Source organism: Providencia xihuensis, assembly GCF_041953405.1.
Lineage (GTDB): Bacteria > Pseudomonadota > Gammaproteobacteria > Enterobacterales > Enterobacteriaceae > Providencia > Providencia vermicola.
Window position 1 is genome coordinate 3505012 of the sequence record NZ_CP169565.1, and the last position, 20642, is coordinate 3525653.

A 20642-nucleotide genomic window follows, 5' to 3' on the forward strand; every position below is an offset into this window, starting at 1 on the left:
AAAGATAAAAAGGAAGCCTAATGACTTCGACTAAATATGAGCTTGCTCCGCACCCTTTTGGTACAGAGATTAAAATTCAGGAAATAGTTGAACAGTTTTCCGCACATAAAGCCTGGGAAGATAAGTACCGTTTGCTTATCCAATTAGCGAGACAATTACCGACACTAACTGATGATGAGAAGCAACAAACTCAAGAAGTGAAAGGCTGTGAAAACCGAGTGTGGATTGGTGCAATACTCAATGATGATGAAACTTTCCATTTCTATGGTGACAGTGAAGGTCGTGTTGTAAAAGGGCTTTTTGCGATTTTATTAGCGGCTATTGAGCAAAAAACAGCGAAAGAAATTATGGAATTCGACTTCAATGAATTGTTGGAACAAACAGGCTTACCCAGTCAGCTCAGCGAATCTCGCCAAAATGGTATTCAATCATTAATTACGGCAATTCGAAATATTTCCAATGAAATGACGCCAGCCTAATCAACGAAAGAGGCTATGTATCGCAATAGCCTCTTCACTATTTAATGTTTTTTTCTACATTTCTTTGGGCTTTTGCCATCATTTTTTTCAACGCATGCGCCACAGCAATAAAGCCAAAACTTGCTGTGACCATGGTGACGGCCCCGAAACCTGATGCACAATCCATTCTTTTTGAGCCTTCTGCAGTACTTTTTGCTGCGCAGACAGTGCCATCACTTTGTGGATAAACAAGCTGTTCCGTGGAAAACACGCAATCAATTCCTAGCTTGCCTTTACCATTTTTAACCACATTAAAGTCCGACTTTAACCGCTCACGAAGCTTTGCCGCTAATGGGTCTTGAATGGTTTTCGCCAGATCCACCACTTGTATTTGTGTGGGATCTATTTGGCCACCAGCCCCACCAGTTGTGACTACAGGGATTTTAAATCGCCTACAATAAGCCAGTAGTGCAGCTTTAGGCCGAACACTATCAATTGCATCAATAACGTAATCAAACCCCGTACTGAAGTACTGAGCGACATTATCGACTGTGATGAAATCATCAATGACATTCACCACACACTCTGGGTTAATCTCCAAAATCCGCGCTTTCATCACCTCAACCTTCGGTAAGCCAACGGTTGATTTAATAGCATGTAATTGACGGTTAGTATTCGTGACGCAAATATCATCCATATCAATTAAGGTGATTGCACCAATTCCAGAACGAGCTAATGCCTCAGCTGCCCATACACCAACACCACCCACACCGACAACACAGACATGAGAGCGCGCAAAAAGATGAAGGGCTTTCTGCCCATATAAACGCCCGATCCCAGCAAAACGCTGCATCCAAGCATCTGAAAGCTTAGTTTGCATAATAACAAACAACCTTAGTTAAAACGGTAATTACATTGCACCAAAAAGGGGCTGACTCTTTTTCAGCACCCAGACGCGTCCATAATGGTTATAAAAACCAGCCATTTTGCCTGCGTCATGACCTGTTCCATGGTAAATATCGAAGTGGTGGCCTTTAATCGCTCCCCCTACATCCAAGGCAACCATCATACGCATTTCGTATTGCCCCGTAAATTTACCATTACCATCTAAAACAGGAATTTCCGCCAGCAATGCCGTTCCTGCTGGGATCAAGGTTTTATCTGACGCAACTGACGCTTTTGCTATCAACGGAACTGCGCTAGCGCCTCTTACTGGTACAAAAGATTGCGGTTTGAAGAAAACAAACGATGCATTTTCCTCCAATAATTGACGAACTTCTTGCTCACTATGGCTATTTGTCCAATCGTGGATAGCTTGTAAAGACATTTGGCTTAATGGCACTTCGCCACGGTCAACAAGAACTTTACCGATACTTTTATACGCGTGGCCATTTTTCCCTGCATACCCAAAGAAATTCAGCGGGCTACCATCACCAAAATCGACATAGCCACTCCCTTGAACTTCCATCATAAAATTATCTACAGCGGAATTACTGTAAGCCAAAATGAGGTTATTACTCAACGCGCCATTATAGATAGCTGCTCGGCTAGGTAACCGCGATTTCCCTTTTGGGGGCATTCCATATAATGGATGGCGAAATTCCCCTTGTGGTGAACGTCTTGCTTCAATAACAGGTGTGTAATACCCCGTAAATTGAACGTTCCCGTAATTATCAGCCCCTTCCATTTGGAAGGCCGATAAATTGAAGCTGGCGAGCTGTGCGGGGTTTCCACCTGCCATTAACCAATTTTCAATCGCATGATAAGTGTCACGGTTATTTTGGAATAAACGCGGAGATGCATTTTTAATTTCAACGATCTGCTGATTAAAGTCAGGTGCATTTATTGGTTTGCCTTGAACATTTACCTGATTAACTTTCTGTAAGTCTTCAACAAGACGACCATCTTTGTATTGTTGGCCTTTATCCGTTGGGTGAGTTTGGCATCCTGCCAACAATGAAAAAAAGACACCTGTGACTATCCACTTATTTACTATTGACCATTTTTTCACCGATAGCATATTAATTACCTTCATTAATTCTAAGTTCATGCTCCACCATCCAAATACAACCCACAATCCAATATGCAACGCACAATAGCAAACCCAAAATGGGAATGAAACGAGTAAACATATTTAGTTAAATTATTTTTCTTTGCCACCCCCGCAAAGTTCAAAAAATAAACATAACGTGCGTATTTTGTTCTGTAGAATGCTAAAAATGAAAAAAAAACACGAAAAAACTTGCATCAGATCTCATCCCGAGTATAGTGCCCGCTATCGGACGCGGGGTGGAGCAGCATGGTAGCTCGTCGGGCTCATAACCCGAAGGTCGTTGGTTCAAATCCAGCCCCCGCAACCAATACTGATTTAATCAGTAAAGTAGTAAAAAAAATCAAAACGTTGTAAAGAATTCAGTCGCGGGATGGAGCAGCTTGGTAGCTCGTCGGGCTCATAACCCGAAGGTCGTTGGTTCAAATCCAGCTCCCGCAACCAATTTTTTTACTTCTTCAGTCGCGGGGTGGAGCAGCTTGGTAGCTCGTCGGGCTCATAACCCGAAGGTCGTTGGTTCAAATCCAGCCCCCGCAACCATTTCTTCCCCTAGCACCACACTCTCAAAAATATTAATCACCACCTTTATTTTTACAAATAAAAAAGGCGACTAGCTTTTGCTTATCACCTGTTTATTTACCGTTCGTTATGGTTAGTTGCGGATCGCTAACTCACCACCATTGCGGAAGTAAGCTTTTACCCCTTCAAAGATAGACTCTGCCATTTGTTGTTGGAACTTGGCCGTTTTCAGCTTACGCTCTTCTTCCAAGTTACTGATAAACGCGGTTTCAACTAATATTGATGGAATTTCAGGTGCTTTGAGTACCGCAAATCCAGCTTGATCAACCTTATTTTTGTGTAATCGGTTGACTTTCCCCATACGTTTGAGTACTTCATCACCAAATTTCAAACTATCATTAATCGTTGCTGTCTGGACTAAATCCAACATTGTGTGGTCAAGATACACATCACCACTCTTACTTACACCACCAATTAAATCGGCCTCATTCTGAGTTTGAGCAAGGTAGCGAGCCGTATTACTGGTAGCTCCTTTAGTCGATAATGCAAAAACCGATGAGCCATGTGCTGAACGATTAGTAAATGCATCTGCGTGAATTGAAACAAATAAATCAGCCTGCATCTTACGTGCTTTTGCAACACGCACTTTAAGAGGAATAAACACATCCTCATTACGTGTCATGTAAGCACGCATTTTAGGATCTTTATCAATCAACGATTTTAAGCGCCGTGCAATCTGCAAGACAACATCTTTTTCACGTGTTTTATATTTCCCTATCGCACCAGGGTCTTCCCCACCGTGCCCAGGGTCAATCATAATAATAATTGGGCGATCCGTCCCTGCTTTACCTGGTTTTTTAGCTTGCGCAGGCATACTTTCTTCGAGGTCACCTTTATTGTAGTCCTCGAGTAATGCTAATAATGGATCATCGCTAGTATCCACACCTTTGCCTGGATAGAAATCAAGGACTAAGCGGTGTTTAAACTCCCCCACAGGCGACATGGTAAAGAATTGTGGGGTCACTTTATTTTTCACTTCAAAAACAAGGCGTACGGTTTTAGGATCAAATTGCCCCACTCTGACTAATTTGAGGTAAGGGTCACGTGTTTGAATTTGAGTTCCCATCTGCTTAAGTACGTTATTTAACTGTACGCCCTCAAGGTCAACAACAATCCGCTCTGGGTTATTCAGCACAAACTGGCGGTACTTTAGCGGAACGCTTGATTCAAGCGTTACACGAGTGTAACTCGATGCAGGCCAAATACGCACAGCAATCACGCTGCTATTAGCAGAAAAACCGAATGGGCTAACGCTCAGTAACATAACTGCGGCGGCGCCTTGAATAAAACGACGCTTAGATGGGCTGTGATCTTGCTGACTCATCAATAATTCCGAACCTAGAACTGAAAAATAAATTGATATTAGACTATATGCCAATTAATCGGCCAGAAATAAGCACTCTAACTAATCATGTGCTCTCTGTCATTAATAATACACATTTATATTTAAAGATATGTAACTCTTAAAAATATATTTGTTATTTTTTATACCATCTTTTACTTGATATTTTTCGCCAAAAAGAATAAAAATACATTATTAACGAATAAAAATTCATTAAAGAGGGTTGTTATGAAAGAGCGCAGCACCGAGTTGGTTGATGAGTTTCGCCATTCGGTACCTTATATAAACGCCCACCGCGGCAAAAATTTTATCATTATGCTTGGTGGTGAAGCGATTGCGCATGAAAATTTCCCAAGTATTGTCAATGACATAGGATTATTACATAGTTTAGGGATCCGAATTATTGTGGTCTATGGTGCTCGTCCTCAGATTGAGGATATTCTAGCAGAACACAAATATGATGCGGTTTACCACAAACATACCCGTGTGACTGATTCGAATACACTTGAATATGTTAAGCAAGCATCTGGTGCATTACAGCTTGATATTACCGCTCGCTTATCAATGAGTCTAAGTAATACACCATTACAAGGTGCCCATATTAATGTGGTCAGTGGTAATTTTGTCATTGCACAGCCACTTGGTATCGATGATGGTGTTGATTACTGCCACAGTGGGAGAATTCGCCGCATCAATGAAGAAGCCATTAATAATCAATTAGATAATGGTTCTATTGTTTTAATTGGCCCTGTTGCGGTTTCCGTTACTGGGGAAAGTTTTAATCTGACCTCAGAAGAAATTGCGACTCAACTCGCTGTAAAAATGAAGGCCGAAAAACTGATCGGGTTCTGTTCTTCTCAAGGTGTCGCAGATAAAGAGGGTAATATCTTATCTGAATTATTCCCAAATGAAGCAGAAAATAGAATTCAAGAACTTGAATCTGAAGGGGATTACTACTCTGGAACTGTACGTTTCTTGCGTGGCGCAGCAAAAGCTTGCCGCCGTGGGGTACGTCGTAGCCACCTATTAAGCTATCAAGAAAATGGCTCGCTTATTCAAGAATTATTCTCTCGTGACGGTATTGGTACTCAAATCGTAATGGAAAGTGCTGAACAAATTCGCCGTGCAAATATCAATGATATTGGGGGTATTTTAGAACTAATTCGCCCTTTAGAGCAGCAAGGAATACTTGTTCGTCGCTCACGGGAACAACTTGAAATGGAAATCGATAAATTCACGATTATTGAACGAGACAATTTAGTGATAGCTTGCGCTGCTCTTTACCCATACCCAGAGGAAAAACTAGGGGAAATGGCTTGCGTTGCTGTTCACCCTGATTACCGTAGTTCTGCTCGAGGAGAGGAGCTACTTCACCGCGTTGCAGTACAGGCGAAACAATTAGGCTTAGATAAACTATTTGTATTAACGACTCGTAGTATCCATTGGTTTCAAGAGCGTGGTTTTACCCCTGCTGAAATTGAGATGCTGCCACTGAAAAAGCAAGCTTTATATAATTACCAGCGCCGTTCTAAAATTTTGATCTTGGAGCTAAAGAGCCAATCTGATAAGTAACCTTCCCTATTTGCAATAAAATAAGTGTTGGTTAGTGCAGTTAATACCCCAAATTATGCATGGATGTCTAATTTGGGGGCATATAATTAACTCGTTAATATCGACTTAATTAAGCAATCTGTACAATTCTTGCTTTTTCACAAAGTGGATTGGCCTCTAAATGTGGCTTTATTGCCGCTTCCATTTCAGCAAAAGAGCTACCATAGAAGTAGAATGCGGTTTCTGTTGGGCCATCCCACACACCGTGAATACTGCCGATGTCTTCAACAGCTTCATCTAATACATCAAAAACGTCGTTAATGTCCCCATTTTCATAAACTTCATCAGCAAGCTCTGTACCATTAAAATAAACGGCTAAACCTTCGTGCTCACCAAAGTCGATACGAACATCTTCACCATGAATAAATAAACGAGACCCTTTTGGCGCTAGCATTGAGGTAAATAGCTGGATTATCATGCTAATATTTTCATCACTTGCGTCAGCGATGGCCAATTCAATATCACATTCCTGTGCTTCGCCATTATCACCTAATAGTGTGCCGCCACCTGTGACATGAATATCTTTACCCAGACTTTTCATGACTTCATCAAATGCATCTTCTAAATCTGCACGCCTAACAGGTTCTAATCTCGCATTTAACGTAATGGTTACTGCGGTCATCTCTTGCTGGTTATCCATATCATTACCTTTAAATCATTATTATTAACAAGTTAAGTAGTTTTATTACCTATACTATCACTTGTCATGGTTACACTAACTGTCTCGTTAGCCCACTACGGCGTTTTGTTGGTGTTTCGATTGCCCGACGTAATATCTTCGGGTTGCTATAAAGGGAAAGTTCTTTTTTTGCTCGGGTGATTGCGGTGTATACCAATTCCCGAGTAATAACGGGTGAATATAATTGGGGTAAAACGAATGCGGTATGAGTAAATTCCGAACCTTGTGATTTATGAACCGTCATCACATAAGCGGTTTCATGTGAAGGAAGTCGATTTGGCTGAACTCCGCGAATACTCCCATCAGGAAACTGAAAATAAGCTCTAAGTGCGCCTTCTTCATCAGGTAAAATAATGCCAATATCGCCATTAAAAAGCCCTAATGGGCTATCATTACGGCTGATCATTATAGGCCGACCTGCATAATGTTTATTCAAATGATTATAAGGCCGATTGATTAGCCCTTGACGATGAAGTAGCTTTTCTAGTTTATCGTTTAGCCCAACGACACCAAAAGGCCCTTCTCTTAGCGCGGTTAACAACCGATATTGATTAAACTTAGATAAAATTTCTTCAGGCGTTTTATTTGCTTTCACCGCAAGTAAGTAATCTTCATAGCAAGCTGAAGCATCAAATAAAATTTTCACATAATCATCTGCGGTTTCTTGTACATAATTATGCACATCCACTAACCCTTGGTTTAACAGCTTTTGAGCCCGAGTGGAATTGCCGTCGTTAACAGCAAAAGCAAGTTGCCCAATACCTGATTGCGCTGAAAAACGATAACTTTTGCGTAATAAGCACAAACTATCACGAATAACAGGGCCTTCAACCGACGAGTATTCACCTAATGAATAACCTGTAATTTCTGCCAATTGCTTCGCTCTTTCAGGACTATAGCCAATATCTGCAAACTGGCAAATATCTCCGAGTACCGCCCCTGCTTCTACTGATGCAAGCTGGTCTTTATCCCCTAGAAATATCAATTTTGCCTGTTCGGGTAGCGCCTCAATCAATTTTGCCATCATCGGTAAATCAACCATCGACGCTTCATCGATAATTAAGACATCCAATGACAATAAATTATTGCGATTAAAGCGAAATTGTTGACTTTCTGGTTGAGCCCCTAATAATCGATGCAACGTCTTTGCTTGACTTGGCAAAATCTCACGCTCTTTTTCGGTCAGTGGCATGCCTTTCATCGCATTACCAAGGGATTCCGTTAACCTTGCTGCGGCTTTCCCTGTTGGAGCCGCCAGCTCAATCTTTAACTGATTCTCTTTTTGCATTTCCAGCTTAATTAAAGCAGCCAGTATACAGGCAACTGTCGTGGTTTTTCCCGTACCTGGCCCCCCTGAAATAATGGAAACCTGACTGGTTACAGCAACTGCTGCTGCAATTTTTTGCCAATCAATACTTTCTGAAATAGGAAAGAGAGTATCTAACACGGATTGAATTTGTTGATTCTGACTATTTTTCACTGACCTGTTAGAGAAAAAATGAGCAACACACTGCTCATACTGCCACATACGTTGAAAATATAAATAATCCCCCGAAAGCAATAACGGGGAGAGGCTATTTTCTGATGTTAAAGAGACCGCATGTGCATTTTGCACAGCTTGATAAAGTGTTTTTTTGTCAGGCTGCCCCATTCTTTGCCAAAAATCATTTGCAAGCTCTTGATGACGCCCTGAAAATAGGTTATCCAATGTCACGTCAGATAATGCTAAACACACATGTCCTGTCATGGTTTCCGCACTCAAAAGCGCAGCAACAACCAATAAAATGGGATTGTTTTCATCAGCAATACTGTAAGCAAATTGCACATCTAAAGGCATAAAAATTCGCTCTTCAATCCCTCGATTAAAAAGAGATTTCATTAGCATGCCTCCTTAACAGGTGTATCGCTAAACAGTTGATCGATAGCTTGAATAAACGCTTTTACTGGGCGATAAAAGAAAATACCATTCTGTGAATTAACGCTATCAATTCCTCTTAAAAAGAGATAATACACACCACCAAAATGCGTTTCATAATCGTAGTCAGGTAAGCGCTGTTTTAAATAGCGATGTAGCGCCAAGGAATACAATTGATATTGTAAATCATAGCGGTGGTCAATCATTGCTTCAGCCATCGCTTCTTGCGTGTAGAATGAAGCATCTTCACCAAGGTAATTCGATTTATAATCAAGTAAATAGAATTTTCCATTCCAATAAAAAGTTAAATCGATAAAGCCTTTTAAAATCCCCTGCACTTTTTCAAAATTCAATGGCGGACATTGCTTAGATAACGGATCATAGCGATGCGTTACGTTATCTAAGCTTTTCGCATTAATGATGGCGTCAATGGGCAAATAAAACTGCATTTCATCAAGCTGATCTTGTAGCGGCAATACGGATAAACAAAGCCCGTCGTCAGAAAGGGGAGCATCTACGATTGCTTTTAGCCATTCTTGCAACATGGGCGCCCATTTAACATCAAACCCCGAACCTTCAAGCTTTTCAGTTAACCACTCGAGTGAAACTGGCTCGCTAAAGCCAATTTCCTCCATCAAGGTATGCAGGAAAGTTCCTGGTGATGCTCCTTTAGGAAACTGATGAGGAGTTAAGATATTATCGATTTCATCGTCTTGTTGTTCGAGATCAATACTCACTTCGACATCCATTTTAGGTGCCAATGAGTTTGCAAACTGTAACGGAGAGACTGTTTGCCCATCTTCTGAATGGCTAGCCCCATAACTAAGCCCTGAATAGCTGGTTACCCGCCAGTGATCATCAAAGTAACGAGTTAGTTCCCTCGCCATTAAATCGCCATGAGTTTCTTTGTCTAACACAAGTCTTTCGGATTCAAACTGACCAATAGGAATAACGTCAATAATCTCATTGCCAATCTCATTTAACATACTATTTAGCAGCAGATGATCACCTGGCTCTCCTTTTTGGATAACGTAGCCAAGGGCTGATAAATGTAAATCCGTTTCACCACTTTTCTTTCTATTTCCCTTTATTAACGGAGCAATACCGACACTACAATGGTAAATTGCACGAGTTAGTGCTACATACAACAAACGGAGATCTTCAGCTAAACGTTCTTCATCTGCTAAAATAACGGTTTCTTCACTATCTTCTAAATCTAACCTCGTACCATAATCATTCCTATCATGATATAAGCCTTTAGATTGCGGTAAGAAATTGCTAGCGAAAGGTAACCACACAATTTTATATTCAAGGCCTTTTGACTTGTGGATTGTACTAATTTGAACAAGGTGCTTATCGCTTTCCAAGCGCATCTGCTGCGCGTCCGATTGGTGGTCGGGATGAGCAATTTGTTGTGCTAACCAGCGCGTTAGTGTGTGCTCACCTTCAAGTTGAACTGACATTTCCTGCAATAGCTCACCGATATGCATAACATCCATCAAACGCCTTTCACCATCAATTGCAGATAATAATGTTTCAGCAATATGGCGCTGTGACATTATCATTCTCAACATTGGCAATACACCTCGTTTTTGCCAGACGGTAGAATAGCGAGAGAATTCATCAACGAGATTTTCCCATGCTTTTTCATCATGGTTGAGTTCATCAATCTCTTTGGCGGTTAGCCCTAAAATCCCTGTCGCTAATGCACTTCGTAGCACGCGCTCTTTTTCAGGAGTCAACACTGCCTGTAGCAGCCACAATAAATCCCTCGCTTCAGGTGTTGAAAATACACTTTCCCTATTTGATTGAAAAACTGAAGGAATATTTAGCTGATTTAAGGCATCTCTAATTAATACTGCTTCACGGCGGCTGCGTACCAATACGGTAATATCTGAAGCGGAAACTGAAACCTGTTGCTCATTATTCACGAAGTATGTTTTACCTTCGAGCCCACCTTGCAGGTATTGTGCAATTTGCGCTGCACATTGTTTCGCCATTCCATATTCATATTCAGAAACAGAGACAGCTTCTGCATCTAACTGCCAAAAAGTGAGAGCTTTTACCTCATTACCTCTGTTGACCAGTTTTTTCCCTACATTTTGTTGTGCAAAGTTAACGGGCTGAAATGGAATTTGTTCAAAAATAAAAGGCGATTGGCAATGGCTAAACACACGATTTATGGCTTCAACCATACTTTGTGATGAGCGATAGTTGGTTTCTAATGTGTAGTGAGCGCTAACTTCTTTTTTCGCTTCAATATAGGTAAAAATATCTGCGCCACGAAAGGCATAGATGGCTTGTTTCGGATCACCAATAAATAAAAGAGCTGTATTATCAACACCTTGATAAATTCGCTGAAAAATACGGTATTGCTGTGCATCTGTATCTTGAAACTCATCAATCATTGCAACAGGAAAACGCTGGCTAATCGTCTGTGCTAAGAACTTACCACCATCATGACTCAGCGCACGGTCTAAACGCGTTAAAAGATCATCGAACCCCATTTCCCCGCGACGATGTTTTTCATCAGCAATAGTTTGCCTAACTTCTGAAATCGCTAATGGGATCACAATATCTTTCAACGTGAGTGATTGAGTGAGTAACACCTCAATTTGCTGAAAAACCGCATGCTCAGGGCCCTGCCCACTTTTTGATTTTTCATGTAATACCGTTTGAGAAAAACGAACAAGATCTTTTGGAAGATCATAATCTTGGGTGATTTCTTCCGCCCACAGGCCTATTTTGGTTAACCAACCTGGTAAAAAACGAGAACTGTAGCTTCGTTTATCAACGTCAGAGCCTGTAATGAGTTTTTCAAAATCCCCTGCATTTTCTCGCCAAGATAGTTTCACCGATTCAATAAGGGAAATTATGCGCTGATGCCGTTCCTCCAAAGACTCTTGAACCCTAGGCTGATTAATAATAAGCGGCATATCCCCTTGTAAGAAAGGCCTTATTTCAGCTAAAAGAGACTCAGGGCCATTCCATTCGGACTGCACGACTTTAGCCATTGAGTAATCAAGCGGATAAAAGTGGCGTCGCCAAAAGTCTGCACAGGCTTGCTTTTGAATTGGAAATTCATCTTGGATCATTGTTTGCTCAAAGAGTACACCAGATTCAAATGCATTATGCACTAGCATCCTTTGGCAAAACCCATGGATAGTATAAATAGCAGCCTCATCCATTTGCCGTTCAGCCGCCAATAACCACTCTTGTGCAAATTTTAATTGTTCTTCACCTGAAAGCTCACCAAGCAACTCCAAATATTCAGGTTGAGATTCAAACCCAACGCCATTCCTTAAGCAAACCAAACGCATTTCATGAATTCGCTGACGTATTCGTCCACGTAATTCATTTGTTGCAGCCTCAGTGAATGTCACCACTAATATTTCTTCAACGCTAAGCGGTCTAGGGAACGCATTTCCCCCCCCTAGACCTAATAAAAGCCGCAGATAGAGTATACCAATAGTATATGTCTTCCCTGTTCCCGCAGAAGCTTCTATTAATCTTTGTCCACTTAATGGTAAAGAAAATACATTTAATAGTTGGGACTCTACCTGCACTTTATTCACTCAGCTTCTTCCTTTATTGGCAAAATCTTTTGTAACTCTGAAGCTGTTGGGTAAAACACCCAATCTTTCAGTTGAGCAAAACCAGACTTCGCATCCACGCCTTGACCAATGACTTGAGATGTTAATGCTAGCCCTTTTCGCCTAATGACTGCATTTTCGTAAAATTCAATGACTTGCTCTTTCGTTGCAACCCCTAAAGCCAACAAAACTTTCTCACGGGTGTCAAAACTAAAAATATTACGTGAGAAGTCTGATGAATAACGCCCAAGCTCTTCATAAAATGTCTGTGGTGGCTGGTTCATTTCAGTAATAATTGATTGTTTATACTGACTAAACTCCTCAACTGGCAGCTTTTTAAGTTTATCTAATGCCTGAGCATAAAACGCTTGATAGCGCATGTTAAGGTAATCGGGTGTCTTGGCATTACTTTGTAATAAAAAGCCCATTCCCCACTGGTCACCTAAGCCAGATTTAAATGCAAATACCGCATAACCTAGCTGTTCATTAGTCCTTAATTGATCATAAAACCAAGGCTGAATAACCTTCGCTAAAATACCTGACAGCACTGCGCCATCTATGCGACTATAGCCATCTGGGACAAAGATTTCAGCAAGTGCGTTATCGGTACTATTCCCTTGTTTATGGAAGTCAGCTAAATAGTTTTTATCAATAACAACCACATCACCACGCCACCATTCAGTACCCTCACTGTGTAATAACTTTTGAGCATCCTGAATTGTTTTGATACTTTGCGACTCACTCATGTTACCGAAAACGAGTGCTTGTAATGCTGCGCTTTTCACCAATAGTTGACGATAATGAGTCAAATCACCTAACGATATTTTGCCCAACTCAGCAAGACGTTGCTCTTGTTCAAAGTAAGGTACGCTATTAATGCGCTGAAGAGGCTGCATTGCCAATTCATAAGCTTTAGCATTATTTGCAACGGCTATTTGTTCCTTATACCAAGATTTTGCCTGTGCTAACTCTTGCTCTGTTGGCTCAAAGCTTAAATACAGCTTAGTCATTGATAAAAAGAGTTCTGGTAAATGTTGCGTATAACCACTCGCATTGAGCTGTAAACCAATATCTTGTGAAACAGAAACAGACATACCCGCAACGGATGCTTGATATTGCAGCTCATCCATTTTTAATGACGAAATATATTGCAGTAATGCCCCTGTTACTTGATCTTTCGCACTCTGATTACCTAGCTTTGTACGTAAAGACAATGTGATACTTGCTTTAGGTTCATCAGCAAAATATTGGCTTGGCATATATAACACACGAGTATTTCCATTTTGATAAATAAACTCAGGGTGTTTATAAGCTTTTTCAGGTTTAATTAAGGGTAGTTTATCCGCAATGTAAGGGTTTAATGCTGGCAGTTTAAAGTGCATTTTAGACTCTAAACTATCCCAATTTTCAAACTGTTTTTGCGTGACCTGATCCACTTGATAGGGCGCTTCAACAAAATACGCTTTTTTATTGCTTGGTTCATCAGGGCTAATAAACCAGATTCTTGCATTTTTTGCGGTCAACTCAGATAGACGTTGCTTAATGGCTGCGGGATCATATTTATCTGCAATATAATCAGAATCAAGCACATGATTAACAGGAACATCGATCATTTGGTCAGACAACCACTCGATGTAGTTCATATCCCTAACAACCGAACCATAGCGAAAAGATAAGTTAAGCACTTTTGCAATTTCATCAAAATAGCTTTTGCTTATACCATCATTTTTGATTAGCTCTATATAGGAGAAAATAGCGGCAATAATCTGGTCTCGTTCCTGTAACCCCTTATCCGTTAAAGTGACATAAATCGAGAAAGAACCATAATTTCTATCCGCGTTTGGTGATGCTGATGCGCTTATTCCTTCAGCTAAACCCTGCGAAATTAACCAATCAGCTAATGTTCCAGGGCTACGATTCCCAAGTAGGTAACTAATATAGCTATCACTTTTACTGCGAAAATCCGCCATATTGTTTTTAATACTAAATTCAATTTGAATCGCCTTTTGTGGCTGCGCTGGCACGTAATGAATAATAATGCCTTTTTCTTTATCCGTAACCGCTTGAGTATTAATGGCAGGAACACTGGCATTAAAATTAGGAATACGACCAAACGTTTCTTGCGCTATATTGGCAAGAGATTCAATTGATTGATCACCATAAAGAACACCATTCATCAAATTCGCTGAATAATAATGTTTATAAAAACCAACAAGTTCATCCTGTAATTTACTGTTAGGCTTATCTTTTAATGTATCTAAATTTCCGCCAGAAAAACGAGAGTTAGGATGTTGTGGGTTTAGTGTTTCAGAACGTACTTGCCATATACGCATTCCATCGCGAGAACGCGCCATCGTTAATTCTGCATTAACTGCATTACGCTCTCTATCTGCATTAGTAGGATCTAATAACGGCTCTGCTAATGCATCAGCTAATCTATCAGTCGCTTCTTTTAATGCGCCGTTCTCCACTTCAAAATAGTATGCTGTTCGGTGTGGTGCAGTACTGGCATTATGGCTACCGCCGTGTTTTTGTAAGAATTCAGAAAAGCTACTTGGTTCTGGGTATTTTTTAGAGCCCATCAATACCATATGTTCTAAATAGTGAGCTAACCCTAGCTGGCTATCTGGATTTTCAATACTTCCTACAGGTATAGAAACAGCCGCTAATGATTTTGTTGCTTTAGCATCAGACACCAATAAAACCGTCATATCGTTATTCAGTTTTATTGCCTTATACTCGCGAGGGTCGCTCTCACTCTTATTAATCGTCTCAGGTAACAATTGCCATAATGGTTGAGCGGCAATAGCACTACCACACCCTAATACTATGAATAATAAGAATAGTTGGGCGATTTTTTTGGATAAATATTGCATCCTATAATGCACTCCCGTTATTTTAAATATTTAGTCATTGGCTGTAAAAAACGCTGAGTATTCTGTAACAGCGATTGAATCATTGTACTATTCAAGTTTCTACAAGCCCTCAACACGTAATCATCTTCTATCTCGCCTTTTTTCATCGAACTCCCTTGGAGACTTTGAATTAAGGCTGATAGTGCTTTTTGTTGGTTATCCTCTGAAACGAAATCATATTGCTTCGTTTTTTTATCAAAACATGCATTTAACCAACTCCAACCACTTTGGTTTAAAAGAATTAATGGGGAGTTTAACCCTTCACAATAACCTTTTACTAAGCTTTTTAAGTAACCTAACGCATCGTCTTTTTCGATGGATGAAAACTGCCAAATACTGTTATCGCGCCCCAATGCAATGCTCTCTCCCTCGCCAACTTGAGCATTAAAAAGAAGATGCTCAATCCATAACTGCATTCCATCATTCGCAGTTAGATAAGCTGGACGATAACGTAATATACCTGCTTCGTGCACATTCTGAAGTTGCCCTGTCAATTTGATCCCTTCAATTTCACAATCTATCGGATAATCAAACGGTTGAACTTTATAATCTTTTATTTTTTCAGCTAATGGAATAATCTCGTTAAGTTGTTGTTCCCAAACAAGCTGACCAAATTGTTTCGCTGGCAACTGCCCTGATGCTTTAAGTGCATGATAAAAAGGATCAGGGCTTTCCTCTTTGACGAGCAAATCTAAAATTTGGTCGTTAATTTTATAGCGTTGTAGCCGCCCAAGGATAAAAGGTTCTTCCTCTGGGAGCTCGGTATCTTCAATTGAGAAATGGACTTTCAGACGTTGCTGGAAAAATGCACGAATAGGATGACGATAAAAACGTAAAAGCTGCTCTAAAGAAATATGCGTAATTTTTTCTTCTGGATCTTGAAGAACTGAGCAAAAAGAGGTGTCTACACTCTCTGTCATCTTCGCTGCAGGTAACCACTCTTTAGCAAAACTTTGATAAGGGTCTTGAGGAAGATAGTTTTCTTTCGCAAAAGGAACCCGATTGTGTTGAATAACCAGATGGGATCTTAGACGCTTAGAACTATCATCGATATTGAGTAGCTCATCACCTTCTAAGCAGAAACTTTGACAAATATAATCGAGTAGCTCCGTCACTAAGACAGATGGATTGCATGGTTGATTATCTCGAATTGAAAGCCCGATATAGCTAATATACAGCTGGTTACTTGCTGAATTTAGCGCTTCTAAAAAGAGGTAACGGTCATCATCCCGACGCTTTCTATCCCCTCTTGCAGGCTTCTCTGCCATTAAATCAAAACCCAATGGTGGAATACTTCGTGGATAGGCTCCATCGTTCATCCCCAGCAAACACACGACTTTAAATGGAACAGAACGCATTGGCATCAATGTACAAAAGTTAACGGCTCCTGCTAAGAAGCGCTGACTAATTTTTTCATCATCAAAGCGTACTGAAAGCTCGTCCCTAATCAAACGAAGTGAAATTGATTCTTCATAACCTGACACCATCGCATTTTCAATAATTTGATGCCATTGGCTGGTTAAAAGGGCTAAGACGAGCTCAGTTTCACTATCAACTATAAAACAACTATCAATAAGTTGCTGACAAAGATCTTTCCATTCATTAAGCGTTTTTTCTAACGCTAATATGGCACGCCATTCTCTTAATGTATTAATTAATAAAGCCAATTTCCCTGCTAGTTGAGCAGCTAACCCACTACACTCATCGTAAGGCAAAATACCATTCCATGGGCCATTTCGACTATCCATGGCATACCCCAATAGCATTCGACTTAAACCAAATTGCCACGTATTTTGCCCTATAACGGGTAAAGCAAATGAACGTACATTATCGTCGTCAAGCCCCCAGCGGATCCCTGACTCGTTCACCCAACGTCGTAGCAAACTTAATTCACTTTCATCAATCCCAAAACGCTGAGAAAAAGCCTTAACCTCAAGTAAACTAAGTACTTGTTCCGTAGAAAACCGACTTTGTGGCAAATCTAACAATGTGATAAACGCCTGCAAAATTGGGTGAGCTTGTAATGCTTTCCTGTCAGAAATAGAAAAAGGGATATAGTGTGAAGATGTTGTATTACCAAAAACAGCTTGAATATACGGTGCGTAACTGTCTATATCTGCCACCATAACAATGACATCTCTTGGCGTTAATGATGGGTCTTCTTCAAAAATAGACAGCAGATGATCTTGCAACACCTCAACTTCACGTTGGGCGCTATGACACAAATGGAACGAAATAGAATTATCCCCTTTATGTATTAGCCCTTTTCCTTGACTTGTTTTATAGTTTTCTATTGTCGTACCAAGTTGTGCGTGATCCTCAAGATCTAAAATATCTTGCTGAATATTTTCTAGCAGGCTCGCTCTATTTGTATCAACATAAGCAGAAATTTCATTTGCTGTATCAATTTGAGAAATAAAATATAAATTATCTCGACCAAGCTTCCCCCACGAGGCCAGTAGCGGATTCGCAATATCCTGCTCCCCCTCATCATTAAATAGATGAGGTACATGCTCTTCAATTTTAAAACGCGATATCTCATGTTTATCAAGATAATGACGTAATTTTCTTTGTTGTAATTTTGCTAAAAAAGAAGCGCTCTGAATATCCCCCCAATAATAACGGCAAGGGTTTGTAAACATTAAATGGATGTCGGTATGCTCCGCAATGGCATTCAACGCTTGAAGATAAACAGGTGGGAGTGATGAAATTCCGCAAATAAAAATACGCTTAGGAAGCATTTTCCCTAAAGAAGGTGTACTTCTCAGCTTATCAATAAAATTTTCGTATAAGTTAGCTCGATGCCAAGGTGATTGATTTAATTCATTTGAGTATTCAACAAGACATAGCCACAACCTTTTCTGCCATAGCTGATTAGTACTAAGCCCTTCTATTAGCTCATTTTGTTGCCATTTTTCAATCCATTGTGGCCGATAGACTAGATATTGGTCAAATAGGTCTGCAACCCTTCCCGCAAGCTGATGAAGTTTTCGTTTATCGGTATCATGTTGTAGATAATGTCTTAATGGTTCAAATTCTTCATCATCAATAACCTTGGGTAAAATTGTCATCAATTTCCATGTCATTGCTTGTTTGGTATACGCACTTTCTTTCGGTATCTCAGGCAACACACGCCTGAACATGTCCCATATAAACGTCGCTGGTAACGGGTAGTTAATATTTGCGGCAATCCCGAATTGCTTTGCGAGTTCAATCTGTAACCACTGAGACATTCCAGGGCTTTGCACTAAGATGATTTCTTGTTCAAAGGGGTGAGATAAAGGCTCATTTTTCATTAAATGAGCAATGAGCTCTTTTAACAAATCTAATTGGTTAGAATGATAGACTTGAAACATGACGCTCTCCTATTGAGCAATACCAACGGCTAAGCGAAAGCCGCTGCCTAGGAATAAGTAATGAAACCATCAACTCAGTGCAAAACTCCGCTGGGTAGCGGTAACTTTGCTCAATCTTTCCAACAGAGTATCGTAAATCTGTATCAATGAAAGACCTTTCCGTCTTCGAAATTTCATCGACCAGTATTCGTTGTTTTTCTAATGCACTATGCAATTCCCTGACAGCCATTGAACTCTTATATAATTGATTAAAATTCAATACGATATATTGTGTATAGTTTAGCAAAGCGATAAGCAGGATAGCAAAAACCACCATAGCTATCATTGATTCTATTAATGCAAACCCTTGTTGTTGTATTTTCACAAACAAAATCCTTTTTGTTGAACAGGACAGTAATCTAACCAGCCATTCTTACGGGGAGTAACTCTCTGCTTCAGAGGATCCCATTCAACCCATTGGTACACTTTAATATCTAAACCATCTTTATAAGAACTTTGACCTGATAAAATAGAAGTTGAGCGACCATAAGGCTTTAAGCAGCTTTTCCAATTTTGTGTTACGTTTTGCTGACAAACCCATTTTTTCTTTGTATTTATTTCCCAAGGTAGCGTTAAACCCCACGCTAACGCGGATTCCGCTCGGTTAAACGTATGATAATATTTAGTTTCTTTGTGCCACTCATCTAAAGCTCGACTTTGAAAAAAATGAAGAGAACTCATTAATAACAAACTCATAGTCATTAAAATAACTGTCATCACTAAAGCAATATTACCTCTTTGGCTGTCCATTTTTGCCATTATAAATTCCTAAGCTTTACTGAGATTCTGTAATCAAAAAGCTGTCCAGCTAATAACCTTGTTTCAACACTCATAATAACTTCAAGTAGTTGAGTACCTTCAATCCAATTAAAAGCTAATTTTTTTACTGTAACCAATTTTGCATCTAATAATGACTGCCAACTTGTTCCGCTACAATCCCTAACATTTCGGTTTGACTCTAGCTTTCCATTATTTAGCCGATAGCCAAAATAGTCTGTCTCTCTTTTTTTTGACTTAACAGCCGCCCATTCACCTGATAAGTCTTGGTCATAGGCAAAAATGATACACGTATTTTTTCCCTCACTTAACGATTTAGCGCTAATCATTATTGGTTCTCCCAGACAACTAGAATTGCGGCAATAACCAATGCGCCTAAAGTCCTTTTCCATATTCAGTAAAACCTGCCTGACGTCCCTATTTATTTGATATTGAAAATAAGCGCGGTAAGTTTGCTTAAAGATTGAAGGGATACTATTCATAACAGCGAGACAAATAAGGCTACTTATTACCATTGCAACCAACATTTCAATTAATGTGAATCCTTTTTGCCTTGTCTTATTTAAGCAATTTACCAGCGTCAACATTTAGGTATCCCTGCCATACCAAAGTGTGAACAGGCTCTAACTCTCCCTAAAGCAGACATATAAATAGAAATAACCTTATCTTTATTCTTTAACTGAAAACTAAATGCGCGGCTGGTGCCTTGCTTCCCATATAACTCGACTGAAGTACGAGTTGAGCTAGCCAGTTCAATTCCCTGAAATTTATCAGATGTAATATTCCCTACCTCTTGGTGTGTGTTTGAATCTTTGATGGACATACACCAGTCAGCTTTTCCTGATCTTACAAAAAGAGTTTGCTGTCGATTCATGTAAATTCCTTCTTTTACATGCTGATAAATAAACTCAGTCAGTTGCCTCGCAGTATCAATGAGCCGTTGTTGCTCAATGTGTTGTTGCCAAGAATGCAGCCCCGAAAAAGCAGTCAAAGAACAAATAAATAGCACAACTAATATCTCTATTAATGTAAAACCTAGCTGAGTTTGATCCAGTTTGATTTTCATAAACCCCCTCCATGCATATAGAGAAGGAATCTCGCTAAAAAAAGCGAACATAACGAGTAAATGTTTTTCTGTTTACATAGTTCTTCCCAAAAAAATGAATGCTCTTGACTTGAGTTTAAATCAATTTGCGAAACGCTTCGCAAAATCATAGATAGCATCCAAAAAAGTGGAGTTTTTTTACTCAAGGAAAAACAAAATAAAACACACCAGTAAAGTGTAAGCAGCTTAAGGAGGAGAAATATGTATTCAAGAATAGGGCAGG

General features: G+C 39.9%; 14 protein-coding genes and 3 tRNA genes. 5 read left to right on the top strand and 12 right to left on the bottom strand.

The features are described from left to right. Positions 1-20 precede the first annotated feature (20 nt). A complete protein-coding gene (csdE, locus tag ACE2AL_RS15810; protein ID WP_206083732.1) occupies positions 21-479 on the top strand; it encodes a cysteine desulfurase sulfur acceptor subunit CsdE in 459 nt (152 codons plus the stop codon). A 37-nt stretch (positions 480-516) separates the two neighbouring features. Here csdE and tcdA read toward each other — a convergent pair whose 3' ends face one another. Further along, positions 517-1338, bottom strand: a complete 822-nt coding sequence (tcdA, locus tag ACE2AL_RS15815; protein ID WP_353166889.1) for a tRNA cyclic N6-threonylcarbamoyladenosine(37) synthase TcdA — start codon at positions 1336-1338, stop codon at positions 517-519. 30 nt (positions 1339-1368) lie between these two features. After that, entirely contained in the window at positions 1369-2478 is a 1110-nt protein-coding gene (gene mltA / locus ACE2AL_RS15820) for a murein transglycosylase A (protein WP_206083809.1), read from the bottom strand. Positions 2479-2741: 263 nt separating this feature from the next. Between mltA and ACE2AL_RS15825 the strand changes: the two genes are divergently transcribed. The 3 genes from ACE2AL_RS15825 to ACE2AL_RS15835 all read left to right on the top strand — a co-directional run bounded on the left by ACE2AL_RS15825 (position 2742) and on the right by ACE2AL_RS15835 (position 3048). Then, a tRNA-Met gene (locus ACE2AL_RS15825) sits at positions 2742-2818 on the top strand. A 57-nt stretch (positions 2819-2875) separates the two neighbouring features. After that, a tRNA-Met gene (locus ACE2AL_RS15830) sits at positions 2876-2952 on the top strand. 19 nt (positions 2953-2971) lie between these two features. Then, a tRNA-Met gene (locus tag ACE2AL_RS15835) sits at positions 2972-3048 on the top strand. A 112-nt stretch (positions 3049-3160) separates the two neighbouring features. Here the strand turns inward: ACE2AL_RS15835 and amiC are convergent. Then, the gene (gene amiC / locus ACE2AL_RS15840; protein WP_375083669.1) at positions 3161-4411 is read right to left on the bottom strand and encodes an N-acetylmuramoyl-L-alanine amidase AmiC; all 1251 of its coding nucleotides are present in this window, start codon (positions 4409-4411) and stop codon (positions 3161-3163) included. Positions 4412-4657: 246 nt separating this feature from the next. Here amiC and argA point away from each other — a divergent pair, with 246 nt between their 5' ends. Then, positions 4658-6001, top strand: a complete 1344-nt coding sequence (argA, locus tag ACE2AL_RS15845; RefSeq protein WP_206083729.1) for an amino-acid N-acetyltransferase — start codon at positions 4658-4660, stop codon at positions 5999-6001. 109 nt (positions 6002-6110) lie between these two features. Here argA and ACE2AL_RS15850 read toward each other — a convergent pair whose 3' ends face one another. The 9 genes from ACE2AL_RS15850 to ACE2AL_RS15890 all read right to left on the bottom strand — a co-directional run bounded on the left by ACE2AL_RS15850 (position 6111) and on the right by ACE2AL_RS15890 (position 20380). Next, the gene (locus ACE2AL_RS15850; protein WP_206083728.1) at positions 6111-6680 is read right to left on the bottom strand and encodes a hypothetical protein; all 570 of its coding nucleotides are present in this window, start codon (positions 6678-6680) and stop codon (positions 6111-6113) included. A gap of 70 nt (positions 6681-6750) precedes the next feature. Next, positions 6751-8598 carry an exodeoxyribonuclease V subunit alpha gene (gene recD / locus ACE2AL_RS15855; protein ID WP_206083727.1) on the bottom strand — a complete coding sequence of 616 codons (1848 nt, stop codon included), beginning with the start codon at positions 8596-8598 and terminating at the stop codon, positions 6751-6753. After that, the gene (recB, locus tag ACE2AL_RS15860) at positions 8598-12209 is read right to left on the bottom strand and encodes an exodeoxyribonuclease V subunit beta (RefSeq protein ID WP_272574349.1); all 3612 of its coding nucleotides are present in this window, start codon (positions 12207-12209) and stop codon (positions 8598-8600) included. Before recB ends, recD begins: the two co-directional genes overlap by 1 nt. Continuing rightward, positions 12206-15103, bottom strand: coding sequence for a pitrilysin (ptrA, locus tag ACE2AL_RS15865; protein WP_375083670.1), 2898 nt, complete (start codon positions 15101-15103; stop codon positions 12206-12208). Before ptrA ends, recB begins: the two co-directional genes overlap by 4 nt. Before the next feature lie 17 nt (positions 15104-15120). Further along, entirely contained in the window at positions 15121-18498 is a 3378-nt protein-coding gene (recC, locus tag ACE2AL_RS15870) for an exodeoxyribonuclease V subunit gamma (RefSeq protein ID WP_375083671.1), read from the bottom strand. After that, positions 18476-18862: a prepilin-type N-terminal cleavage/methylation domain-containing protein gene (locus ACE2AL_RS15875; protein ID WP_206083723.1), complete on the bottom strand. Its 387-nt coding sequence runs from the start codon at positions 18860-18862 to the stop codon at positions 18476-18478. Before ACE2AL_RS15875 ends, recC begins: the two co-directional genes overlap by 23 nt. After that, positions 18859-19296: a YgdB family protein gene (locus ACE2AL_RS15880; protein ID WP_206083722.1), complete on the bottom strand. Its 438-nt coding sequence runs from the start codon at positions 19294-19296 to the stop codon at positions 18859-18861. The genes ACE2AL_RS15875 and ACE2AL_RS15880 overlap by 4 nt, the downstream gene beginning before the upstream one ends. Then, on the bottom strand, positions 19296-19901 hold the full coding sequence (locus ACE2AL_RS15885) for a prepilin peptidase-dependent protein (RefSeq protein WP_206083721.1): 606 nt from the start codon (positions 19899-19901) through the stop codon (positions 19296-19298). The genes ACE2AL_RS15880 and ACE2AL_RS15885 overlap by 1 nt, the downstream gene beginning before the upstream one ends. Then, a complete protein-coding gene (locus ACE2AL_RS15890) occupies positions 19895-20380 on the bottom strand; it encodes a prepilin-type N-terminal cleavage/methylation domain-containing protein (protein WP_272539798.1) in 486 nt (161 codons plus the stop codon). Before ACE2AL_RS15890 ends, ACE2AL_RS15885 begins: the two co-directional genes overlap by 7 nt. Between the last annotated feature and the right edge of the window lie 262 nt (positions 20381-20642).

Bases quoted from the DNA above. Each gene is read 5' to 3' on its own strand.
- csdE (WP_206083732.1), top strand. From the start codon at position 21: ATGACTTCGACTAAATATGAGCTTGCTCCGCACCCTTTTGGTACAGAG.
- tcdA (WP_353166889.1), bottom strand. From the start codon at position 1,338: ATGCAAACTAAGCTTTCAGATGCTTGGATGCAGCGTTTTGCTGGGATC.
- mltA (WP_206083809.1), bottom strand. From the start codon at position 2,478: ATGCTATCGGTGAAAAAATGGTCAATAGTAAATAAGTGGATAGTCACA.
- amiC (WP_375083669.1), bottom strand. From the start codon at position 4,411: ATGAGTCAGCAAGATCACAGCCCATCTAAGCGTCGTTTTATTCAAGGC.
- argA (WP_206083729.1), top strand. From the start codon at position 4,658: ATGAAAGAGCGCAGCACCGAGTTGGTTGATGAGTTTCGCCATTCGGTA.
- ACE2AL_RS15850 (WP_206083728.1), bottom strand. From the start codon at position 6,680: ATGGATAACCAGCAAGAGATGACCGCAGTAACCATTACGTTAAATGCG.
- recD (WP_206083727.1), bottom strand. From the start codon at position 8,598: ATGAAATCTCTTTTTAATCGAGGGATTGAAGAGCGAATTTTTATGCCT.
- ptrA (WP_375083670.1), bottom strand. From the start codon at position 15,103: ATGCAATATTTATCCAAAAAAATCGCCCAACTATTCTTATTATTCATA.
- recC (WP_375083671.1), bottom strand. From the start codon at position 18,498: ATGTTTCAAGTCTATCATTCTAACCAATTAGATTTGTTAAAAGAGCTC.
- ACE2AL_RS15880 (WP_206083722.1), bottom strand. From the start codon at position 19,296: ATGGCAAAAATGGACAGCCAAAGAGGTAATATTGCTTTAGTGATGACA.
- ACE2AL_RS15885 (WP_206083721.1), bottom strand. From the start codon at position 19,901: ATGTTGACGCTGGTAAATTGCTTAAATAAGACAAGGCAAAAAGGATTC.
- ACE2AL_RS15890 (WP_272539798.1), bottom strand. From the start codon at position 20,380: ATGAAAATCAAACTGGATCAAACTCAGCTAGGTTTTACATTAATAGAG.